This is a genomic window from Nocardioides endophyticus (assembly GCF_039543845.1).
GTDB classification, from domain to species: Bacteria; Actinomycetota; Actinomycetes; order Propionibacteriales; family Nocardioidaceae; genus Nocardioides; species Nocardioides endophyticus.
Genome location: NZ_BAABKN010000015.1, coordinates 188,662 through 205,093 on the forward strand (window position 1 = coordinate 188,662; position 16,432 = coordinate 205,093).

Annotated in this window: 16 protein-coding genes and 1 riboswitch; of the genes, 12 read left to right on the forward strand and 4 right to left on the reverse strand. The window is 71.1% G+C overall.

Going from position 1 to position 16,432, the window contains the following annotated elements; genetic code table 11:
* Positions 1-48 precede the first annotated feature (48 nt).
* Complete coding sequence (locus tag ABEA33_RS13410; RefSeq protein WP_345527289.1) at positions 49-1,368, forward strand: sensor histidine kinase; 1,320 nt, start codon at positions 49-51, stop codon at positions 1,366-1,368.
* A 10-nt stretch (positions 1,369-1,378) separates the two neighbouring features.
* Positions 1,379-2,017: a LuxR C-terminal-related transcriptional regulator gene (locus ABEA33_RS13415; protein WP_345527290.1), complete on the forward strand. Its 639-nt coding sequence runs from the start codon at positions 1,379-1,381 to the stop codon at positions 2,015-2,017.
* Here ABEA33_RS13415 and ABEA33_RS13420 read toward each other — a convergent pair.
* On the reverse strand, positions 2,014-3,057 hold the full coding sequence (locus ABEA33_RS13420) for a Gfo/Idh/MocA family protein (protein WP_345527291.1): 1,044 nt from the start codon (positions 3,055-3,057) through the stop codon (positions 2,014-2,016). The two genes, ABEA33_RS13415 and ABEA33_RS13420, sit on opposite strands and share 4 nt — an antisense overlap.
* Before the next feature lie 112 nt (positions 3,058-3,169).
* Here ABEA33_RS13420 and napA point away from each other — a divergent pair, with 112 nt between their 5' ends.
* From napA to ABEA33_RS13450, 6 genes are all read left to right on the forward strand, one after another.
* Positions 3,170-3,466, forward strand: a complete 297-nt coding sequence (gene napA, locus ABEA33_RS13425; protein ID WP_345527292.1) for a nucleoid-associated protein NapA — start codon at positions 3,170-3,172, stop codon at positions 3,464-3,466.
* A gap of 3 nt (positions 3,467-3,469) precedes the next feature.
* Positions 3,470-3,982, forward strand: a complete 513-nt coding sequence (locus ABEA33_RS13430; protein ID WP_345527293.1) for a LytR C-terminal domain-containing protein — start codon at positions 3,470-3,472, stop codon at positions 3,980-3,982.
* Positions 3,983-4,059: 77 nt separating this feature from the next.
* Positions 4,060-4,908 carry a trehalose-phosphatase gene (gene otsB, locus ABEA33_RS13435; RefSeq protein ID WP_345527294.1) on the forward strand — a complete coding sequence of 283 codons (849 nt, stop codon included), beginning with the start codon at positions 4,060-4,062 and terminating at the stop codon, positions 4,906-4,908.
* 83 nt (positions 4,909-4,991) lie between these two features.
* Positions 4,992-7,307 carry an endopeptidase La gene (gene lon, locus ABEA33_RS13440; RefSeq protein WP_345527295.1) on the forward strand — a complete coding sequence of 772 codons (2,316 nt, stop codon included), beginning with the start codon at positions 4,992-4,994 and terminating at the stop codon, positions 7,305-7,307.
* Between the two features lie 132 nt (positions 7,308-7,439).
* A riboswitch (SAM riboswitch) is annotated at positions 7,440-7,586 on the forward strand.
* A 10-nt stretch (positions 7,587-7,596) separates the two neighbouring features.
* Positions 7,597-8,865: a threonine synthase gene (thrC, locus tag ABEA33_RS13445; RefSeq protein ID WP_345527296.1), complete on the forward strand. Its 1,269-nt coding sequence runs from the start codon at positions 7,597-7,599 to the stop codon at positions 8,863-8,865.
* Between the two features lie 25 nt (positions 8,866-8,890).
* Positions 8,891-9,169: a MoaD/ThiS family protein gene (locus ABEA33_RS13450; protein ID WP_345527297.1), complete on the forward strand. Its 279-nt coding sequence runs from the start codon at positions 8,891-8,893 to the stop codon at positions 9,167-9,169.
* A 79-nt stretch (positions 9,170-9,248) separates the two neighbouring features.
* Here ABEA33_RS13450 and ABEA33_RS13455 read toward each other — a convergent pair whose 3' ends face one another.
* Genes ABEA33_RS13455 through ABEA33_RS13465 form a run of 3 tightly spaced genes read right to left on the reverse strand, consistent with a single transcriptional unit; the run spans position 9,249 to position 11,154 of the window.
* Positions 9,249-10,448 (reverse strand): RNA polymerase sigma factor, encoded by a 1,200-nt coding sequence (locus ABEA33_RS13455; RefSeq protein WP_345527298.1) that lies wholly within the window; start codon positions 10,446-10,448, stop codon positions 9,249-9,251.
* Positions 10,445-10,792 carry a YciI family protein gene (locus ABEA33_RS13460; RefSeq protein ID WP_345527299.1) on the reverse strand — a complete coding sequence of 116 codons (348 nt, stop codon included), beginning with the start codon at positions 10,790-10,792 and terminating at the stop codon, positions 10,445-10,447. The genes ABEA33_RS13455 and ABEA33_RS13460 overlap by 4 nt, the downstream gene beginning before the upstream one ends.
* Positions 10,789-11,154: a YciI family protein gene (locus ABEA33_RS13465; protein ID WP_345527301.1), complete on the reverse strand. Its 366-nt coding sequence runs from the start codon at positions 11,152-11,154 to the stop codon at positions 10,789-10,791. The genes ABEA33_RS13460 and ABEA33_RS13465 overlap by 4 nt, the downstream gene beginning before the upstream one ends.
* Positions 11,155-11,459: 305 nt before the next feature.
* On the opposite strand from ABEA33_RS13465, the gene ABEA33_RS13470 reads away from it, so the two are divergent.
* From ABEA33_RS13470 to groL, 4 genes are all read left to right on the forward strand, one after another.
* Entirely contained in the window at positions 11,460-12,479 is a 1,020-nt protein-coding gene (locus tag ABEA33_RS13470) for a LacI family DNA-binding transcriptional regulator (protein WP_345527302.1), read from the forward strand.
* Positions 12,480-12,496: 17 nt separating this feature from the next.
* Positions 12,497-13,366, forward strand: a complete 870-nt coding sequence (locus ABEA33_RS13475) for an ATP-grasp domain-containing protein (protein WP_345527303.1) — start codon at positions 12,497-12,499, stop codon at positions 13,364-13,366.
* Between the two features lie 49 nt (positions 13,367-13,415).
* Positions 13,416-14,537 (forward strand): hypothetical protein, encoded by a 1,122-nt coding sequence (locus ABEA33_RS13480; RefSeq protein ID WP_345527304.1) that lies wholly within the window; start codon positions 13,416-13,418, stop codon positions 14,535-14,537.
* A gap of 205 nt (positions 14,538-14,742) precedes the next feature.
* Entirely contained in the window at positions 14,743-16,371 is a 1,629-nt protein-coding gene (gene groL / locus ABEA33_RS13485) for a chaperonin GroEL (protein WP_345527305.1), read from the forward strand.
* The last annotated feature ends 61 nt before the right edge of the window (positions 16,372-16,432 follow it).

Sequence of the window (16,432 nt, forward strand, 5' to 3'; positions counted from 1 at the left end):
GGGCTGGCAGGATCGTGCGGGACGCCCGGAGTTCCTAGCGTTGATGCCATGACGGAGACCGTGACCATGCCCACCGCGACGCCCGCGACCGCGCCCGTGTCAGCGCCCGCGACCGACCGCCCCCGCGGCGTACGCCGGGTGCTGCTGGAGACCGGCTACAACCTGTCGGCGTTCCCGATCGCGCTGGTCGCGTTCATCGTGGTGGTCATCGACCTGGCGCTCGGGCTGGGACTGGCGATCTTCATCGGCGGCATCCTGCTGATCTCGGTCGCCACCATGGTGGCGCGCGGGTTCGCGCGGTTCGAGCGGATCCGGCTGCGCGGCATGCTCGGCCGCGACGCGGCGACCCCGACGTACCTCTGCGCACCCGCAGGCGCCGGCTTCTGGCGGCGTCAGCTGACTCCGCTGAAGGATGCCCAGTCCTGGCTGGACGTCGTGTGGGCCCTGGTCGGTCTGACGACCGGCACGCTTGCCTTCGCGGTCACCCTGGCCTGGTGGGTCGCCACAGGCATCGGGCTCACGTACTGGTTCTGGCAGCACTGGATCCCCGAGGGCGACGAGTCCGGGCTCGCGAGCCTGATCGGTCTCGGCGAGGGTCGTACGACGGAGAGCCTGCTCAACCTCGCTCTCGGCGTCGTCCTGCTGCTGACGCTGCCGTGGGCGGTCCGGCTCGTCGCGACCATCCACGCCAGCCTGGCCTGGGTGCTGCTGAGCAGCCGCGCGGAGCTGCAGCAGGAGGTGGCCCGCGTCGAGGGCGGCCGCGACGCCGCCCGGGTCGCGGAGGCGGAGTCCATGCGCCGGCTGGAGCGTGACATCCACGACGGTCCCCAGCAGCGACTGGTGCGCCTGACCATGGACCTCGGTCGCGCCAAGCGCCAGGTCTCCGACGACCCGGACCGGGCCGCCGCCACCATCGACGAGGCGCTTGCCCAGGCCCGTGAGACCGTCGCCGAGCTCCGGTCCCTGAGCCGCGGGATCGCGCCGCCGCTGCTGGTCGACCGCGGCCTGGCGGCAGCGCTCGAGGAGATGCTCGCGCAGAGTGCGGTCCCGATCGAGTCGCGCATCGACGTACCCGCGCAGCTGCCACCGCATGTCGAGACGGCCGTCTACTTCGTGGTCGCCGAGGCGCTCACCAACGTCGCGAAGCACAGCGCGGCGGCGTCCGCGTCGGTGTCCGTGATCGACGCCGGCTCGCAGGTGGAGGTGCGCGTCGCGGACGACGGCATCGGCGGCGCGCACCTCGCGAAGGGGCTCGGACTCGCCGGCCTTCGGCAGCGGCTCGCCGCCGTCGACGGCACCCTCGAGGTCACCTCGCCCGAGGGCGGTGGCACCGTCCTGGTCGCACGGATCCCGGTGCTCCAAGGATGAGAGGACTGGGATGAGGATCGTTGTCGCGGATGACTCACTCCTGCTGCGGGAGGGGCTTCAGCTGCTGCTCGTCGAGGCCGGCCACGAGGTGGTCGGGTCGGTCGGCGACGGCCCGTCGTTCGTCGCGACGATGCTCGAGCAGCGGCCGGACCTCGGCATCGTCGACGTCCGGATGCCGCCGAGCCACACCGACGAGGGGCTCCGTGCCGCCGTCGACGTACGACGCACGTGGCCGGAGGCCCGGCTGATGGTGCTGTCGCAGTACGTCGAGGTGTCGTACGCCGACGACCTGCTCGCGACCGGCGACGGCGGTGTCGGCTACCTGCTCAAGGACCGGGTCAGCGACCTCGACGACTTCCTCGGCGCCGTACAGACCGTCGCCGCCGGCGGCACCGTGCTCGATCCCTTGGTCGTGCGCCAGCTGATGGGCCGCAACAGGGACCCGCTCGCCGACCTCACTCCGCGCGAGCGCGAGGTGCTCTCTCTGATGGCGGAGGGCAGGTCCAACGGCGCCATCGCCGAAGCGCTCTCGGTGTCACTGGCAGGGGTCGAGAAGCACACCCAGCGGATCTTCGCGAAGCTCGGGCTCTCGCCAGACGACGACACCGCCCACCGCCGGGTGGCGGCGGTGCTTCGCTTCCTGGGCTAACCCGCGAAGGTCACGCCGACCTGCGCGCGCAGGTCGTCCATCTGCCGCAGCAGCGTCAGCGTCTGCTCGTGCGGGACCAGTGGGCTCTCGCGCAGGCCGGCCCGCAGGCACCGGCCGACCTCCGCGATCTCGTTGCCGTAGCCCCGGCCGATCACCGGCTCCTCGCCGAGCACCTCGACCGGCTCGCCCGGCTCGACGACCCAGCTGCCCGGGCCCTCGCCGTACGGCGTGAAGACGGCCTTCGACGGGTGGTGGAAGTCGTCGAGGTGGATCCGGCCCAGGTCGGTGGCGATGGCGGCGGTGCGCGAGGAGTACGACGTCATCGACGCCGTCAGCGTCGCGAGTGCGCCGCCGGGGTAGCGGCCGGCGACCGCGACATCGAGGTCGATGCCTCGGTCGGACAGGTCGGCGGTCGCGGTCAGCTGCTCGGCAGTGCCGAGCATCAGGTGGGCGAAGATCAGCGGGTAGATGCCCATGTCCAGCAGGGCGGAGGCGCCGAGCGCCGGGTCGAGCATCCGGTCGTCAGGGCCGGCGTCGACCCGGAAGCCGAGCTCGGCGTGCACGTGGCGGGGCCTGCCGAACTCGCCCGCCGTCAGCCGCGCGCGCAGCTCCCGGATCACCGGGTGGCACGCGGTCCACATCGCCTCCATCAGGAACCGGTCGTGCTCCTCCGCGAGCCGGACCATCTCCTCGGCCTCGACCGTGTCGAGCGTGAGCGGCTTCTCGCAGAGCACGTGCTTGCCGGCCTCGAAGCACAGCCGCGCGTTGTCGAGGTGGAGGGCGTGCGGCGTCGCGATGTAGATGACGTCGACGCTCGGGTCCGCGACCAGCTCCTCGTAGGAGCCGTACGCCGCCGCGCCGCTCTGCTCGTTCGGCCCTGCGTACTGCTCGGCGAAGGCATGGGCGCTGTCGAGGCGCCGCGACCCGACGGCCGCCAGCCGGGCTCCGGGGACCAGCGCGAGGTCGCCGGCGAAGGTCTGGGCGATCTTGCCGGTGGCCAGGATGCCCCAACCGACGTCGCTGCCGATGTCTGCTGCCATGACCGCGAGATTAGCCGTCCGCGACTCGCCGCCGAGCGAATCACATCGTTGTGGTTCACCGCCCTATAGTGAGGCTGACCAGCACTGTCGTTGCCCTTCGGGGGAGGAAATCATGGACGCCGCCAACGCACTCACCGGCGAGGCGAGCGACGCCACGCCCGGCCTGAGCGCGCGTGACGCCGAGATCCTCGAGTTCGAGCGCCAGTGGTGGAAGTACGCCGGCGCCAAGGAGACTGCGGTCCGCGAGAAGTTCGACATGTCGTCGACGCGCTACTACCAGGTCCTCAACGCCCTCATCGACCGCCCGGAGGCGCTCGAGGCCGACCCGCTGCTGGTCCGTCGCCTCCGCCGTCTGCGTGCCGCCCGCCAGCGCCAGCGCTCCGCGCGCCGCCTGGGCTTCGAGGTCTGAGCGATGGCACCGATCCGCAACCAGCCGATCCGCAACCAGCGGGGCGCGGTCTTCCCGTCCCCGGTCGTGATCCTGAGCATCCTGGCCGTCGCCATGGCCGCCGTCGCGTTCGTCGCCACCCGCGGCGGGGAGCCGACCGAGCGCGAGGTCGCGCCGGTCGTCAAGGAGCAGCCGACCCAACCGTCGGACGGAGCCCCGTCCGCGTCGTACAAGCCGAAGCCGAAGCCCAAGCCGGCCGTGCAGCGCGGCAAGGTCTACGTCGAGGTCTACAACAACTCCGGGGTCACCGGCCTCGCCGGCCAGGTCGCCGACCGCGCGACCAACATGGGCTGGCAGGTCGTCGGTTCCGACAACTGGTACGGCACCATCCCGGCGACCACGGTCTACTACCCGGAGCGGCTCAAGCGCTCGGCGAAGACGTTGGCGCTCGATCTCGGCATCCAGCGCACGGCACTCGCGGTCGACCCGATGCGCCGCGACCGGCTGACGCTGATCCTCACCGCTCCGCTGGACTGAGCCCGTTCGACTGAGCAGTTCGCCACATTTGGCGGACCGGCCATCCGAACCCGACGTCGTGATGGTTGGGTGGAGGCATGGAGTTCACCTCCACTGACGGAGAGCAGCGGTACGCCGAGCTGGTGAAGGTCGCGGGCCGCGCCATCGTCGGTCTCGACTTCGACGGCACGCTGTCGCCGATCGTCGACGACCCGGAGCGCGCGCACATCCACGACGACGCCTCCGACGTACTCCTCGATCTCGCTCGTGAGGTCGCCGCCGTCGCGGTGATCACCGGCCGCCCGGCCCGCCAGGTGCTGGACCTCGGCGGCCTCGAGGAGGTCGGCGACGCGCTCGCGAGCGCCGACGCCGACCTCTACGTCTTCGGCCAGTACGGCAACGAGCGGTGGTCGTCGCAGAGCCGGCGGATCGTGTCGCCGCGCCCGCCGCGCGGCCTCGCGTCGTTCGAGCGCGAGCTGACCGGCGTGCTCCGGCGGGCCGACGCCGCCGGCGCCTGGATCGAGGACAAGGGCCTCGCCGTCGCCGTGCACACCCGCCGGCTTCCCGACGCCGACGCCGCCTTCAGACGGCTGCTCCCGCTCATCCGCGACCTGGCCCAGAACCACGAGCTCATCACCGAGCCCGGTCGCAACGTGATCGAGGTCCGCTCGTCCGGGATGCACAAGGGCCTCGCCGTACGCACCCTCGTGGACGAGCTCGACGCCGGGGCCTTCCTCTTCGCCGGGGACGACCTCGGCGACATGGAGGCCTTCGAGGCGGTCGCCGAGCTCCGCGCCGCGGGCATGCCCACCCTCCTGGTCTGCTCCGCCTCCGCCGAGGAGAGCGCCCTGGTCCCCCTCTCCGACGTGGTCGTCAAGGGACCCGAGGGAGTCCTCGACCTGCTCCGCCAGCTGACGGTGGATGCGGGTTCCGTTCGCCCACGGTGAACAGGAGGGGGTCTCCGGAACACCGCGCGCCCTTCGGAAGTTGAGTCGGCATCACTCAATCTTCGTGAAGGAGAGGCGTTCGCATGACCGCCACCAGGCTTCCCGTTCTGTTCGTGTCCGATCTCGTCGTGCTGCCGGGGATGGTCGTCCCGCTCGCGCTCGACGAGTCCTCCCAGGCCGCCATCGACGCGGCCCGCGCCGGCTCCGACAACCAGGTGCTCGTCGCGCCGCGGCTCGAGGACCGCTACGCGTCGTACGGCGTGATCGCGACCGTCGACCGCGTCGGCCGCTTCAGCGGCGGCAGCCCCGCCGCCGTCCTCAAGGCCGGCACCCGCGGCCGCATCGGCTCCGGCGTCACCGGGCCCGGCGCTGCCCTGTGGGTCGAGGTCGAGCCGGTCGAGGACGTGGTGAGCGACCACGCCCGTGAGCTCGCGGAGGAGTACAAGCGGCTCGTCGTTGCCGTGCTCCAGCGCCGCGAGGCGTGGCAGGTCATCGACCAGGTCCACCAGATGTCCGACCCGAGCGCGATCGCGGACTCGGCCGGCTACGCGCCGTACGTCTCGATCGACCGCAAGCGCGAGCTGCTCGAGAACCCCGACGTCGAGTCGCGGCTCGAGACCCTGATCGCGTGGACCCGGGAGCACCTCGCCGAGGCCGAGCTGACCGACAAGATCGGTGAGGACGTCCGCGACGGGATGGAGAAGACCCAGCGCGAGTACCTGCTGCGTCAGCAGCTCGCCGCCATCCGCAAGGAGCTCGGCGAGGGCGAGCCCGAGGGCGCCGACGACTACCGCGCCCGGGTCGAGTCCGCCGACCTGCCGGAGGCCGTCCGCGAGGCCGCCCTCAAGGAGGTCGACAAGCTCGAGCGGTCCAGCGACCAGAGCCCCGAGACCGGGTGGATCCGCACCTGGCTCGACACCGTCCTCGAGCTGCCGTGGGAGGTCACGACCGAGGACTCCACCGATCTCGTCAACGCCCGCGCCATCCTCGACGCGGACCACCACGGCCTCGACGAGGTCAAGGAGCGGATCGTCGAATACCTCGCCGTCCGTGCCCGCCGTGCCGAGCGCGGCCTGCAGATCGTCGGCGGTCGCCGCTCCGGTGCGGTGATCCTGCTCGCCGGCCCTCCCGGCGTGGGCAAGACGTCGCTCGGCGAGTCCGTCGCGCGCGCCCTCGGCAGGAAGTTCGTCCGGGTCGCGCTCGGCGGCGTCCGCGACGAGGCCGAGATCCGCGGTCACCGGAGGACGTACGTCGGCGCGCTGCCGGGCCGCATCGTCCGGGCCGTCAAGGAGGCCGGTTCGATGAACCCGGTCGTGCTGCTCGACGAGGTCGACAAGGTCGGCGCCGACTACCGCGGCGACCCGGCCGCGGCGCTGCTCGAGGTGCTCGACCCGGCGCAGAACCACACGTTCCGCGACCACTACCTCGAGCTCGACCTGGACCTGTCCGACGTCGTCTTCATCGCCACGGCCAACGTGGTCGAGCAGATCCCGTCGGCGCTGCTGGACCGGATGGAGCTGGTCACCCTCGACGGCTACACCGAGGACGACAAGGTCGCGATCGCGCGCGACTTCCTGCTCCCGCGCCAGCTCGAGCGGGCCGCGTTGACCGCCGACGAGGTCGGCGTCACCGACGCGGCGCTGCGCGAGATCGCGGCCAACTACACCCGCGAGGCCGGCGTACGACAGATGGAGCGGTTCCTCGCCAAGGCGCTGCGCAAGGCGGCGACCAAGCTGGCGACGGGAGCGACGCACGTCGACATCGACGAGCCGGACCTCAAGGAGCTGGTCGGTCGCCCGCGGTTCACGCCGGAGGCGCACGAACGTACGTCGGTGCCGGGTGTCGCGACCGGCCTGGCCGTCACCGGGCTCGGCGGCGACGTGCTCTTCATCGAGGCATCGGCCAGCGAGGGCAAGGCGGGGCTCACCCTGACCGGCCAGCTCGGCGACGTGATGAAGGAGTCCGCGCAGATCGCGCTGTCCTTCGTCCGGGCGCACGCGGTCGAGCTCGGCGTGGACCCGTCGTTCTTCGACAAGTCGATCCACGTGCACGTGCCGGCCGGCGCCACGCCCAAGGACGGACCGTCCGCGGGCATCACCATGGTCACCGCCCTGACCTCACTGGCCACCGGGCGACCGGTGCGCTCGGAGGTCGGGATGACGGGTGAGGTCACGCTCAACGGCCGGGTGCTGCCGATCGGCGGGCTCAAGCAGAAGCTGCTCGCCGCCCAGCGCAACGGCCTGACCGAGGTGTTCGTGCCGCTGCGCAACGAGCCGGACCTCGACGACGTGCCCGCCGACGTCCTCGAGACGGTCACCGTCCACGTCGTCGGTGATGTGCTCGACGTCGTACGCGGTGCGCTCGAATCGGCCCCGGAGGCGGCCACCGTCGCAGCCTGATGGTTCGGGTCGTCCGCCTCAGAAGCGTCTATAGACCCTTCTGAGGCGGACGACCCGTCTCTCTGTGCGCTCAGATCCCACATCGCGGAACCGATGTGCACATGGTGAGACGGGCGAAGTAGAGTTCTTCTCAGCTCATCAAGAGGGACAGAGGGATACGGCCCTGTGAAGTCCCGGCAACCGCCGCGTACCTCCGCCGCCCGGAAATATCGGGATGCGGTTCGCGGAAACGGTGCCAATTCCGTCCGGCGCGACCGTCGCAGCCGGAGAAGATGAGAAGGAGGACTTCATGAGCGCACCAGTCATCGAGAAGACGAACACCCTGCGCGAGGGCGCGTTCGGCAACGCGACCAACCTCGCCTGTCGCGAGTGCGGCCACTCGGTCGAGCTCGGCCCCTTCTACGCCTGCCCGGAGTGCTTCGGGCCGCTGGAGGTCTCGTACCAGTTCGGCGAGGTCACCCGCGAGCAGATCGAGGCCGGCCCGGCCAACATCTGGCGCTACAAGGCGCTGCTGCCGGTCCCGACCGACATCGAGGCCAGCCCCAACACCGAGCCCGGCTTCACCCGCCTGTTGCGGGCCAACAACCTCGGTGACCAGCTCGGGATCACCAGCCTGTGGGTGAAGGACGACTCGACCAACCCCACCAACTCCTTCAAGGACCGGGTCGTGGCGTGCGCGCTGAGCGCTGCCCGCGAGCTCGGCGCGAAGGTGTTCGCCTGTCCGAGCACCGGCAACCTGGCCAACGCCGTCGCCGCCGCCGGCGCCCGGGCCGGGATCAAGACCGTGGTCTTCATCCCGAGCAACCTCGAGCAGCCGAAGCAGGTCAACTCCGCCATCTTCACCGAGTCGCTGGTCGCCGTGAACGGCAACTACGACGACGTCAACAAGCTCGCCTCCGAGATCGCCGGCGAGGAGGAGGGCTGGGCGTTCGTCAACGTCAACGTCCGCCCGTTCTATGCCGAAGGCTCCAAGACGCTGGGCTACGAGATCGCCGAGCAGCTCGGCTGGCGGCTGCCCGACCAGATCGTCATCCCGGTCGCGTCCGGCTCGCAGCTGACCAAGGTGCACAAGGCCTTCCAGGAGTTGATCAAGCTCGGCCTCGTCGAGGACAAGCCCTACCGTGTCTTCGGTGCCCAGGCCGCCGGCTGCTCCCCGGTCTCGGTCGCCTACAAGGCCGGCGTCGACGCGATCCGCCCGGTCAAGCCCGACACGATCGCCAAGAGTCTCGCCATCGGCAACCCCGCCGACGGCATCTACGTGCTCGACATCTGCCGCGAGACCGGCGGGGCCGTCGAGGACGTCACCGACGACGAGGTCCGCGAGGGCATCGTGCTGCTGGCCCGCACCGAGGGCATCTTCACCGAGACCGCCGGCGGCACCACCGTCGCCGTGCTGAAGAAGCTGGTCGACACCGGCCAGCTCGACACCTCCCTCGAGACCGTCGTCATCAACACCGGACACGGCCTGAAGACGCTCAATGCGGTGTCCGGCAAGGTCGGACCGGCCGCGACCATCGAACCGACGTACGCCGCCTTCGCCGCCACCGGCCTGGCCTGAACCTGAATCACCGATAGGGAGCCTCATGTCCGTCTCCGTCCGGATCCCGACCATCCTGCGCACCTACACCGGTGGCGAATCCGAGGTCAGCGCCACCGGCGCCAACCTGGCCGAGGTGCTCGACGACCTCGACGCGAACTTCAGCGGAATCAAGGGCCGGATCCTCGACGAGTCGGGCGAGCTGCGCCGCTTCGTCAACGTGTACGTCGACAACGACGACGTGCGGTTCCTCGACAGCCTGAGCACCCCCACGCCCGACGGCACCCAGATCTCGGTGATCCCGGCCGTGGCCGGCGGCTGCTGAGCGCGACCCGGCATGTAACGCGGTGTTGTGGGATCTGGTGACCCTGTTCTAACGGGCTCATGGATCCCACAACACCGCGTTACAACCGTGCTCGGCGCTCGATCAGGTGCGCTCGCTCGGCCAGGTTGCCGCAGCGGCCGATCGCCTCGTCGTACGCCGTGCGCGCCTCGTCGAGTCGCCCGGAGCGGGCGAGCAGCTCGGCGCGGGTGGCGGGCAATCGGTGGCCGGGCAGTGCCAGCCCTTCCAGGACCGACAGTCCGGCGGCGGGACCCGACGCCTCGGCGACGGCGACCGCCCGGTTGAGCCGGACGATCGGCGATCCGGTCAACGCCTCCAGCTCGGAGTAGCGCTGCACGATCCGGTCCCAGTCGGTGTCGCCGGGCTCGAGCGCAACCGCGTGCTCGGCGGCGATCAGCGCCTGCAGGAGGTACGGCGACGCCGGGGCGCCGACCCACGGTTGCAGCAGGTCGAGCCCCTCGGTGATGTCGGCGAGGTCCCACCGCGACCGGTCCTGGTCGGGCAGCAGCACGAGCCGCCCGCCGACGGTGCGGGCATCACGACGCGAGTGCTGGAGGAGCATCAGCGCGAGCAGGGCGTCGAGCTCCACGAGGTCGTACGACGGGGGCAGCACTGCGCGGAGCACCCGCACCAACCGGATCGCCTCCCCGGCGACCGAGGCGCGCAGCACGTCGGGGCCGGAGCCGGGCGCGTAGCCCGCGGTGAACGCCAGATAGGCCACGTCGGCGACGACCCCGACGCGGGCGGAGAGGTCGTCCGGGATCGAGAAGGACTCTCCGGCCAGCCGCTTCCGGGCCCGGGTCAGCCGGGCCGCCATGGTAGGCGTCGGGACCAGGAACAGCCGGGCGATGTCCTCGGTCGGCACCCCCAGCACCAGCCGCAGCGTCAGGGCGGCGGCCGACTCCGGCGGCAGCGACGGGTGCGCGCAGAGCAGCACCAGCCGGAGCCGCTCGTCGCGCACCGGCACCCCCGCATCGGCCATCACCTGCTGCGCCTCCTCCTGGAGCGATGCCTCGACGGCGAGCAACGGCAGCTTCCGCGCCGCCACCGCCTCGGCGCGCAGCCGGTCGAGGATCCGTCGCCGGGCGGCGGTCAGCAGCCACGCCGGCGGGTTGTCGGGCGCGACGGTCCACGTCCGCGCCGCCGCCTCGAACGCCTCGGCCAGCCCGTCCTCCGCCAGGTCGAGCCGGCGGAACTGCGCGACGAGCAGGGCCAGCAACCGGCCCCACTCGTCGCGCAGCAGCGACTCGAGCGAGGTCACGTGGGCTGGACCGGCCGGACCTCGATCGTGTACGCCGACGGGAGCAGCCGGGCCGCCTCGATGGCGGCGTCGATATCGGGCAGCTCGACGAGGTAGAACCCACCCAGCTGCTCGACGGTCTTGGCGTACGGACCCTCGGTGACGACCCGGTCCGCGCCAGGCCGCAGCGTCCTGGCCTCGGTCGGACGGGTCAGTGCCTCGCCGCCCACGAGCTCGCCACCGGCGGCGATGACTGCCTTGTCGAAGGCCTGGAAGGCGTCGAACACCGCCTGCTGCTCGGACTCCGAGGCCGCGTCCCAGGTGGCGAAGTGGTCCGCCTCGGTCATCAGCACCAGGAACCTCATGCCGGACCTCCGCTCCCGCCGACCGCCGCCCGCACCTCGACGGCGCCCTCGGCGTCGGCCAGGACCCCGCACACCTCGAGCAGGTCGTCGAGGTCGTCGGTGTCGACGACGTAGAAGCCGGTGAGCTGCTCGACGGTCTCGGCGTACGGCCCCTCGGTGACCGCGATGCCGTCGCCGGACCGGCGTACGACGCGGGCGTCGCGGGAGGGGGTGAGCTCGGCGCCACCGGTGATGGTGTGCCCGCGCTCGGCGAGCAGCCGCGCGAACTCACCGTGCTTGGCATACATCGCGGAGCGGTGCTCCTCGGACGCTGCCTCCCAGGTGTCCTCGCGGCCGGGCAGCAGGACGACGTACGTGGTCATGACGGTTCCTCTCGTCGTGCGGATGAGTCTGGCACCGAGATGACGCGCGAGCTCGGAGCATTTCGACAGCAGACGCTTGACACCCGGTCCGGCGAGGCAGCACAGTGAGTTGTGGGAACGCTCCCACTCGCCACGGAGCTACGAGGGGTGGACCGCGCGATGGCCTCGGAACGACGTGGTGGCAGTGCCCGGCCCGGACGGCGGTCCGCGGCCGGGCCCCTACGTGCGGCGGGCCTGGGACTCCTCGACGTCCCAGGCCCGCCGTTCGCGCGTCCGGCGGCGGGTCGGCTGGGCATACTGACGCCATGAGCCGACCGCCACGCACCCGCCCGACCCTCGAAGAGGTGGCGGCGAGGGCCGGGGTCGGCCGCGGTACGGCGTCCCGGGTCATCAACGGGGGCGAGAAGGTCTCCGAGCGGGCACGTCTCGCCGTCGAGCAGGCGATCGCCGAGCTCGGCTACGTCCCCAACGCCGCGGCTCGTGCGCTGGTCACGCGACGCACCGACGCGGTCGCGCTGGTGATCGCCGAGTCGGAGGAGCGGGTCTTCGGGGAGCCCTTCTTCGCCGGCATCATCCGGGGCATCGGCTCGGCGCTCGCCGAGGCCGACCGGCAGCTGATCCTGCTGCTCGCGCAGGCCTCGCAGCGCCGCGGCGCGCTCGACGACTACCTCACCCGCCAGCACGTCGACGGGGTCCTCCTCCTCTCGCTCCACGACGACGACGAGCTGCCGGACCGGATCCGCGCGCACGGCGTGCCCGTCGTCGTCGGCGGCCGCCGCGACGACGCCGACAGCGACTTCGTCGACGTCGACAACGTGCAGGGTGCCCAGCTCGCCGTCGCCCACCTCGCCGGCCTCGGTCGCCGACGCATCGCCACCATCGCAGGGCCCGCCGACATGGTCGCCGGACGCTCGCGCTTCGAGGGGTACGTCGCCGGGCTGGTCGCGGCAGACCTCGCGGTCGACGACCGGCTCGTGGTCCGCGGTGACTTCAGCCAGGCCAGCGGCGAGGAGTCGATGCGCGCCCTGCTGTCCCGCGGGGTCGAGGTCGACGGGGTCTTCTGTGCCAACGACCTGATGGCCGCCGGCGCGCTGCGGGCGCTGGCCGATGCCGGCCGGCGGGTGCCGGAGGACGTCGCGGTCGTCGGCTTCGAGGACGCGCCGATCGCGCTGTCGACCCGGCCCCCGCTCACGACGGTGCACCAGTCGCCGGAGCAGATGGGTCGCGAGATGGTCGCCATGCTCCTCGATACGACCCGGACGCCCGGTGCCGCGCACCCGGGCCGGATGCTCCCCACGCACCTCGTCATCCGCGGTACCGCGTGAGGCCCTAGTCTGCGCGCATGAGTGAGCGCCCCGTCGTACTGCTGGTGACCTGCTCCGGGCTGCCCGAGGGCGAGCCGGGGCACGCCGCGCTCGACGCGGCCCTGGACGCCCGCGGCCTCGACTCGCGCTGGGTGGTGTGGGATGACGAGGCCGTCGACTGGTCGGGTGCCGCCGTGATCGCGGTGCGCGCGACCTGGGACTACGACTCCCGGGTGGGGGAGTTCCTCGGCTGGGCCTCCGGCCTGGGCCCGACGCTGCTCAACGGCTTCCGGGTCTTCCGGTGGAACGTCGACAAGCGCTACCTGCTCGACCTCCAGGACGACGGGCTCCCGGTCGTCCCGACTCGCGCTGCCGACACCGTCGCCGACGTACGCCGGGAGGCGGAGCGCTTCGGCATCGCGGTGGTCAAGCCTCGGGTCGGCGCCGGGGGCCGCGCGCTCGAGCTGGTCCGCGACCCGGTTGTCTGGGAGCCCGAGGACGGTCACGAGGGGCCGTGGATCGTGCAGCCGCTCGTCGAGTCCATCCACCACGACGGCGAGATGTCGGTCTTCGTCATCGGTGGCCATGCAATCAGCCAGGTCGACAAGCTGCCCAGCACCACCGACATCCGGGTGCACGAGCAGTTCGGCGGTTCGTCACGTCCGGTGCCACTCGGTCGTGACACGGCCGCGCTCGCCATGAGAGCGATCGCCGCGGTAGCCGACCTGCTCGGCCAGGAGATCACCTACGGCCGAGTCGACCTGATGCGGCACAAGGGCAGCCTGGTCGTCAGCGAGGTCGAGCTCACCGAGCCCGGTCTCTACCTCGACGTCCTCCCCGACAATGCGGGCCCGTTCGCCGACATGATCGCCGAGCAGGTCCGCAGGCAAGGTGGAGTGAGGGGCTAGCCCCAACCTTCTGCGCCCCTGCCGCGTTACAACAGGCGGAGGTGGTGACGTGAGCCTGGACGAGATCGAGCTCGGCCGCCCGCCGCGCGCCGTACGACGTCTCCGCAGAGGCCCGGTGATCGGAGCGGGCGCGACGGTGCTCGCGGTCGCGCTGGTGGTCGGCGGGGTGGTCGCGGTGAGGGACGGCTGGGGCCGTGACGTGCAGCCTGCGCCACAGGTCCCGACTCCGACGGAGACGACCTCGCCCGGCGACGCGGAGTACCAGGACCTGCCGGTCTGGTGGAGCCCCGACCTCGACCAGGAGCTCAACCTGCCCTGGCTGCGCGACTCGCCGCTGCCGCGCGAGATCGACCTGACCGCCGAGGTGCCCCACCTGGCCGACTCGCCGATCGAACGCGCGGTCGCGGCGTTCGCCGGGCCGGACTTCCAGGATCCGAGGAGCGTCGTCCTGGTTGCGCCCGACGGAGACCTGCGCCGACTCGACCTGACGGCGCTGGAGCCGTGGGAGGACGCGACCGGCGTCCCGCACTCGCTGGCCACCCCTTCGATGCTGTCCCCGGACGGCCGACGGCTGGTCTTCCCCCAGCACGGTCACCTGTCGCTCTACGACCTCGCCACCCACGAGTGGTCGCAGCTCGACGCCAGAGGTGCGGAGACGGCGTACGTCCGCTGGCAGCTTGACGACCTGCTGGTCCTCCCGCGCGAGCGCGCGCCCACGGGCCCGCTGTTCAGCGTGGACGGGGTGCCGTCGGGCCGCGGAGAGATCGCGCCGCCGCAGGTGCTCGACCTGATGGAGGCGATGCGGAACCCGTACGGTCTGGAACGCGCCATCGACGACGGGGTTGCGACCCGGAGCGCGCAGAGCTGGGGGATGGGGCCGGCCATCCCGATCCGCGAGTCGGCGGTGTACTTCGCTGGGCCGGCGTACCTGGTCGTCACGGGCGGTCTGAAGGGCTCGAGCATCCTGGCCTTCATGACCGGCATCGACGACGAGCGCTGGATGGACGCACCGCCGGTCGCCGGTTGGTTGGACGCCGACACCGTGGTCTACGAGTCGGTGGCCGAGGATCGCGACCTGCTGATCGCGTGGGACGTCGACACCCGGACGTTCCGGCGGGTGATGTCGGTGACGCCTGGGTGGCAGTCCAGCTTCGCCCGGCTCCACTCCTGAGGGCGGCGCCGATCTTGCACTCGCAGGGGTCGAGTGCTAAACATGACGCTGGCACTCTCGTCATGAGAGTGACAACTCCGGATCGGTGCAAGTTGAGGCCCTCCGCGCCGGCGAGAAAGGGTTCGCCGGGTCAGCAGGGTCGTCCGTCGCGGGCAACCCATCGAGCCGGATCCCCGAACTCTAAGCGTGAGGAATCGCAGGAGTTATGCCCAAGCTGATTGCTTTCAACGAGGAGGCCCGGCGTGGTCTCGAGCGTGGCATGAACACGCTCGCCGACGCCGTCAAGGTCACCCTCGGTCCCAAGGGCCGCAACGTCGTGCTCGAGAAGAAGTGGGGCGCCCCCACGATCACCAACGATGGTGTGTCCATCGCCAAGGAGATCGAGCTCGAGGACCCGTACGAGAAGATCGGTGCCGAGCTCGTCAAGGAGGTCGCCAAGAAGACCGACGACGTCGCCGGCGACGGTACGACGACCGCCACGGTCCTCGCCCAGGCGATGGTCCGCGAGGGCCTGCGCAACGTGGCCGCGGGTGCGAACCCGATGGGCCTCAAGCGCGGCATCGAGGCCGCTGTCGCCGCCGTGTCGGAGCAGCTCTCCAACATGGCGATCGACATCGAGACCAAGGAGCAGATCGCCGCGACCGCGTCGATCTCCGCCGCTGACACCACGGTCGGCGAGATCATCGCCGAGGCGATGGACAAGGTCGGCAAGGAAGGCGTCATCACCGTCGAGGAGTCGAACACGTTCGGCCTCGACCTCGAGCTCACCGAGGGCATGCGGTTCGACAAGGGCTACATCTCGGCCTACTTCGTCACCGACCCCGAGCGGATGGAGACGGTCCTCGAGGACCCGTACATCCTGATCGCCAACCAGAAGATCTCGAACGTCAAGGACCTGCTGCCGCTCCTCGAGAAGGTCATGCAGTCCGGCAAGCCGCTGCTGATCCTCGCCGAGGACACCGACGGTGAGGCGCTGTCGACCCTGGTCGTCAACAAGATCCGTGGCACCTTCAAGTCCGTCGCCGTCAAGGCCCCGGGCTTCGGTGACCGCCGCAAGGCCATGCTGCAGGACATCGCGATCCTGACCGGCGGCCAGGTCATCTCGGAGGAGGTCGGCCTGAAGCTCGAGTCGACCGGCATCGAGCTGCTCGGCCAGGCCCGCAAGGTCGTCATCACCAAGGACGAGACCACCATCGTCGAGGGTGCCGGCGACGCCGACCAGATCGCCGGTCGGGTCAACCAGATCCGTGCCGAGATCGAGAAGTCGGACTCCGACTACGACCGCGAGAAGCTGCAGGAGCGCCTGGCCAAGCTGGCCGGCGGCGTTGCGGTCATCAAGGTCGGCGCGGCCACCGAGGTCGAGCTCAAGGAGCGCAAGCACCGCATCGAGGACGCCGTTCGCAACGCGAAGGCGGCCGTCGAGGAGGGCATCGTCGCCGGTGGCGGCGTGGCGCTCGTGCAGGCTGCGGCCACCGCGTTCGACAAGCTCGAGCTCGTCGGCGACGAGGCGACCGGTGCCAACATCGTGCGCTTCGCGTCCGACGCCCCGCTCAAGCAGATCGCGATCAACGCCGGCCTCGAGGGCGGCGTCGTGGCGGAGAAGGTGCGCAACCTGACCCCGGGTCACGGCCTGAACGCGGCCACCGGCGAGTACGTCGACATGATCGCCTCCGGCATCATCGACCCCGCCAAGGTGACCCGCAGCGCGCTGCAGAACGCCGCCTCCATCGCGGCGCTCTTCCTCACCACCGAGGCCGTCGTGGCCGACAAGCCGGAGAAGGCGGCGCCCATGGGCGGCGACCCGACCGGTGGCATGGGCGGCATGGACTTCTGAGTCCAGCCTCAACACGCACCAAGCAAGACAACGAACGGCCCCGGGCGTCAGCCCGGGGCCG

Coding starts and splice junctions, on each gene's coding strand:
- ABEA33_RS13410 (WP_345527289.1), top strand. CDS start 49: ATGACGGAGACCGTGACCATGCCCACCGCGACGCCCGCGACCGCGCCC.
- ABEA33_RS13430 (WP_345527293.1), top strand. CDS start 3,470: ATGGCACCGATCCGCAACCAGCCGATCCGCAACCAGCGGGGCGCGGTC.
- ABEA33_RS13470 (WP_345527302.1), top strand. CDS start 11,460: ATGAGCCGACCGCCACGCACCCGCCCGACCCTCGAAGAGGTGGCGGCG.
- ABEA33_RS13460 (WP_345527299.1), bottom strand. CDS start 10,792: ATGAGGTTCCTGGTGCTGATGACCGAGGCGGACCACTTCGCCACCTGG.
- ABEA33_RS13450 (WP_345527297.1), top strand. CDS start 8,891: ATGTCCGTCTCCGTCCGGATCCCGACCATCCTGCGCACCTACACCGGT.
- groL (WP_345527305.1), top strand. CDS start 14,743: ATGCCCAAGCTGATTGCTTTCAACGAGGAGGCCCGGCGTGGTCTCGAG.
- thrC (WP_345527296.1), top strand. CDS start 7,597: ATGAGCGCACCAGTCATCGAGAAGACGAACACCCTGCGCGAGGGCGCG.
- lon (WP_345527295.1), top strand. CDS start 4,992: ATGACCGCCACCAGGCTTCCCGTTCTGTTCGTGTCCGATCTCGTCGTG.
- ABEA33_RS13420 (WP_345527291.1), bottom strand. CDS start 3,057: ATGGCAGCAGACATCGGCAGCGACGTCGGTTGGGGCATCCTGGCCACC.
- ABEA33_RS13475 (WP_345527303.1), top strand. CDS start 12,497: ATGAGTGAGCGCCCCGTCGTACTGCTGGTGACCTGCTCCGGGCTGCCC.
- ABEA33_RS13415 (WP_345527290.1), top strand. CDS start 1,379: ATGAGGATCGTTGTCGCGGATGACTCACTCCTGCTGCGGGAGGGGCTT.
- ABEA33_RS13465 (WP_345527301.1), bottom strand. CDS start 11,154: ATGACCACGTACGTCGTCCTGCTGCCCGGCCGCGAGGACACCTGGGAG.
- napA (WP_345527292.1), top strand. CDS start 3,170: ATGGACGCCGCCAACGCACTCACCGGCGAGGCGAGCGACGCCACGCCC.
- otsB (WP_345527294.1), top strand. CDS start 4,060: ATGGAGTTCACCTCCACTGACGGAGAGCAGCGGTACGCCGAGCTGGTG.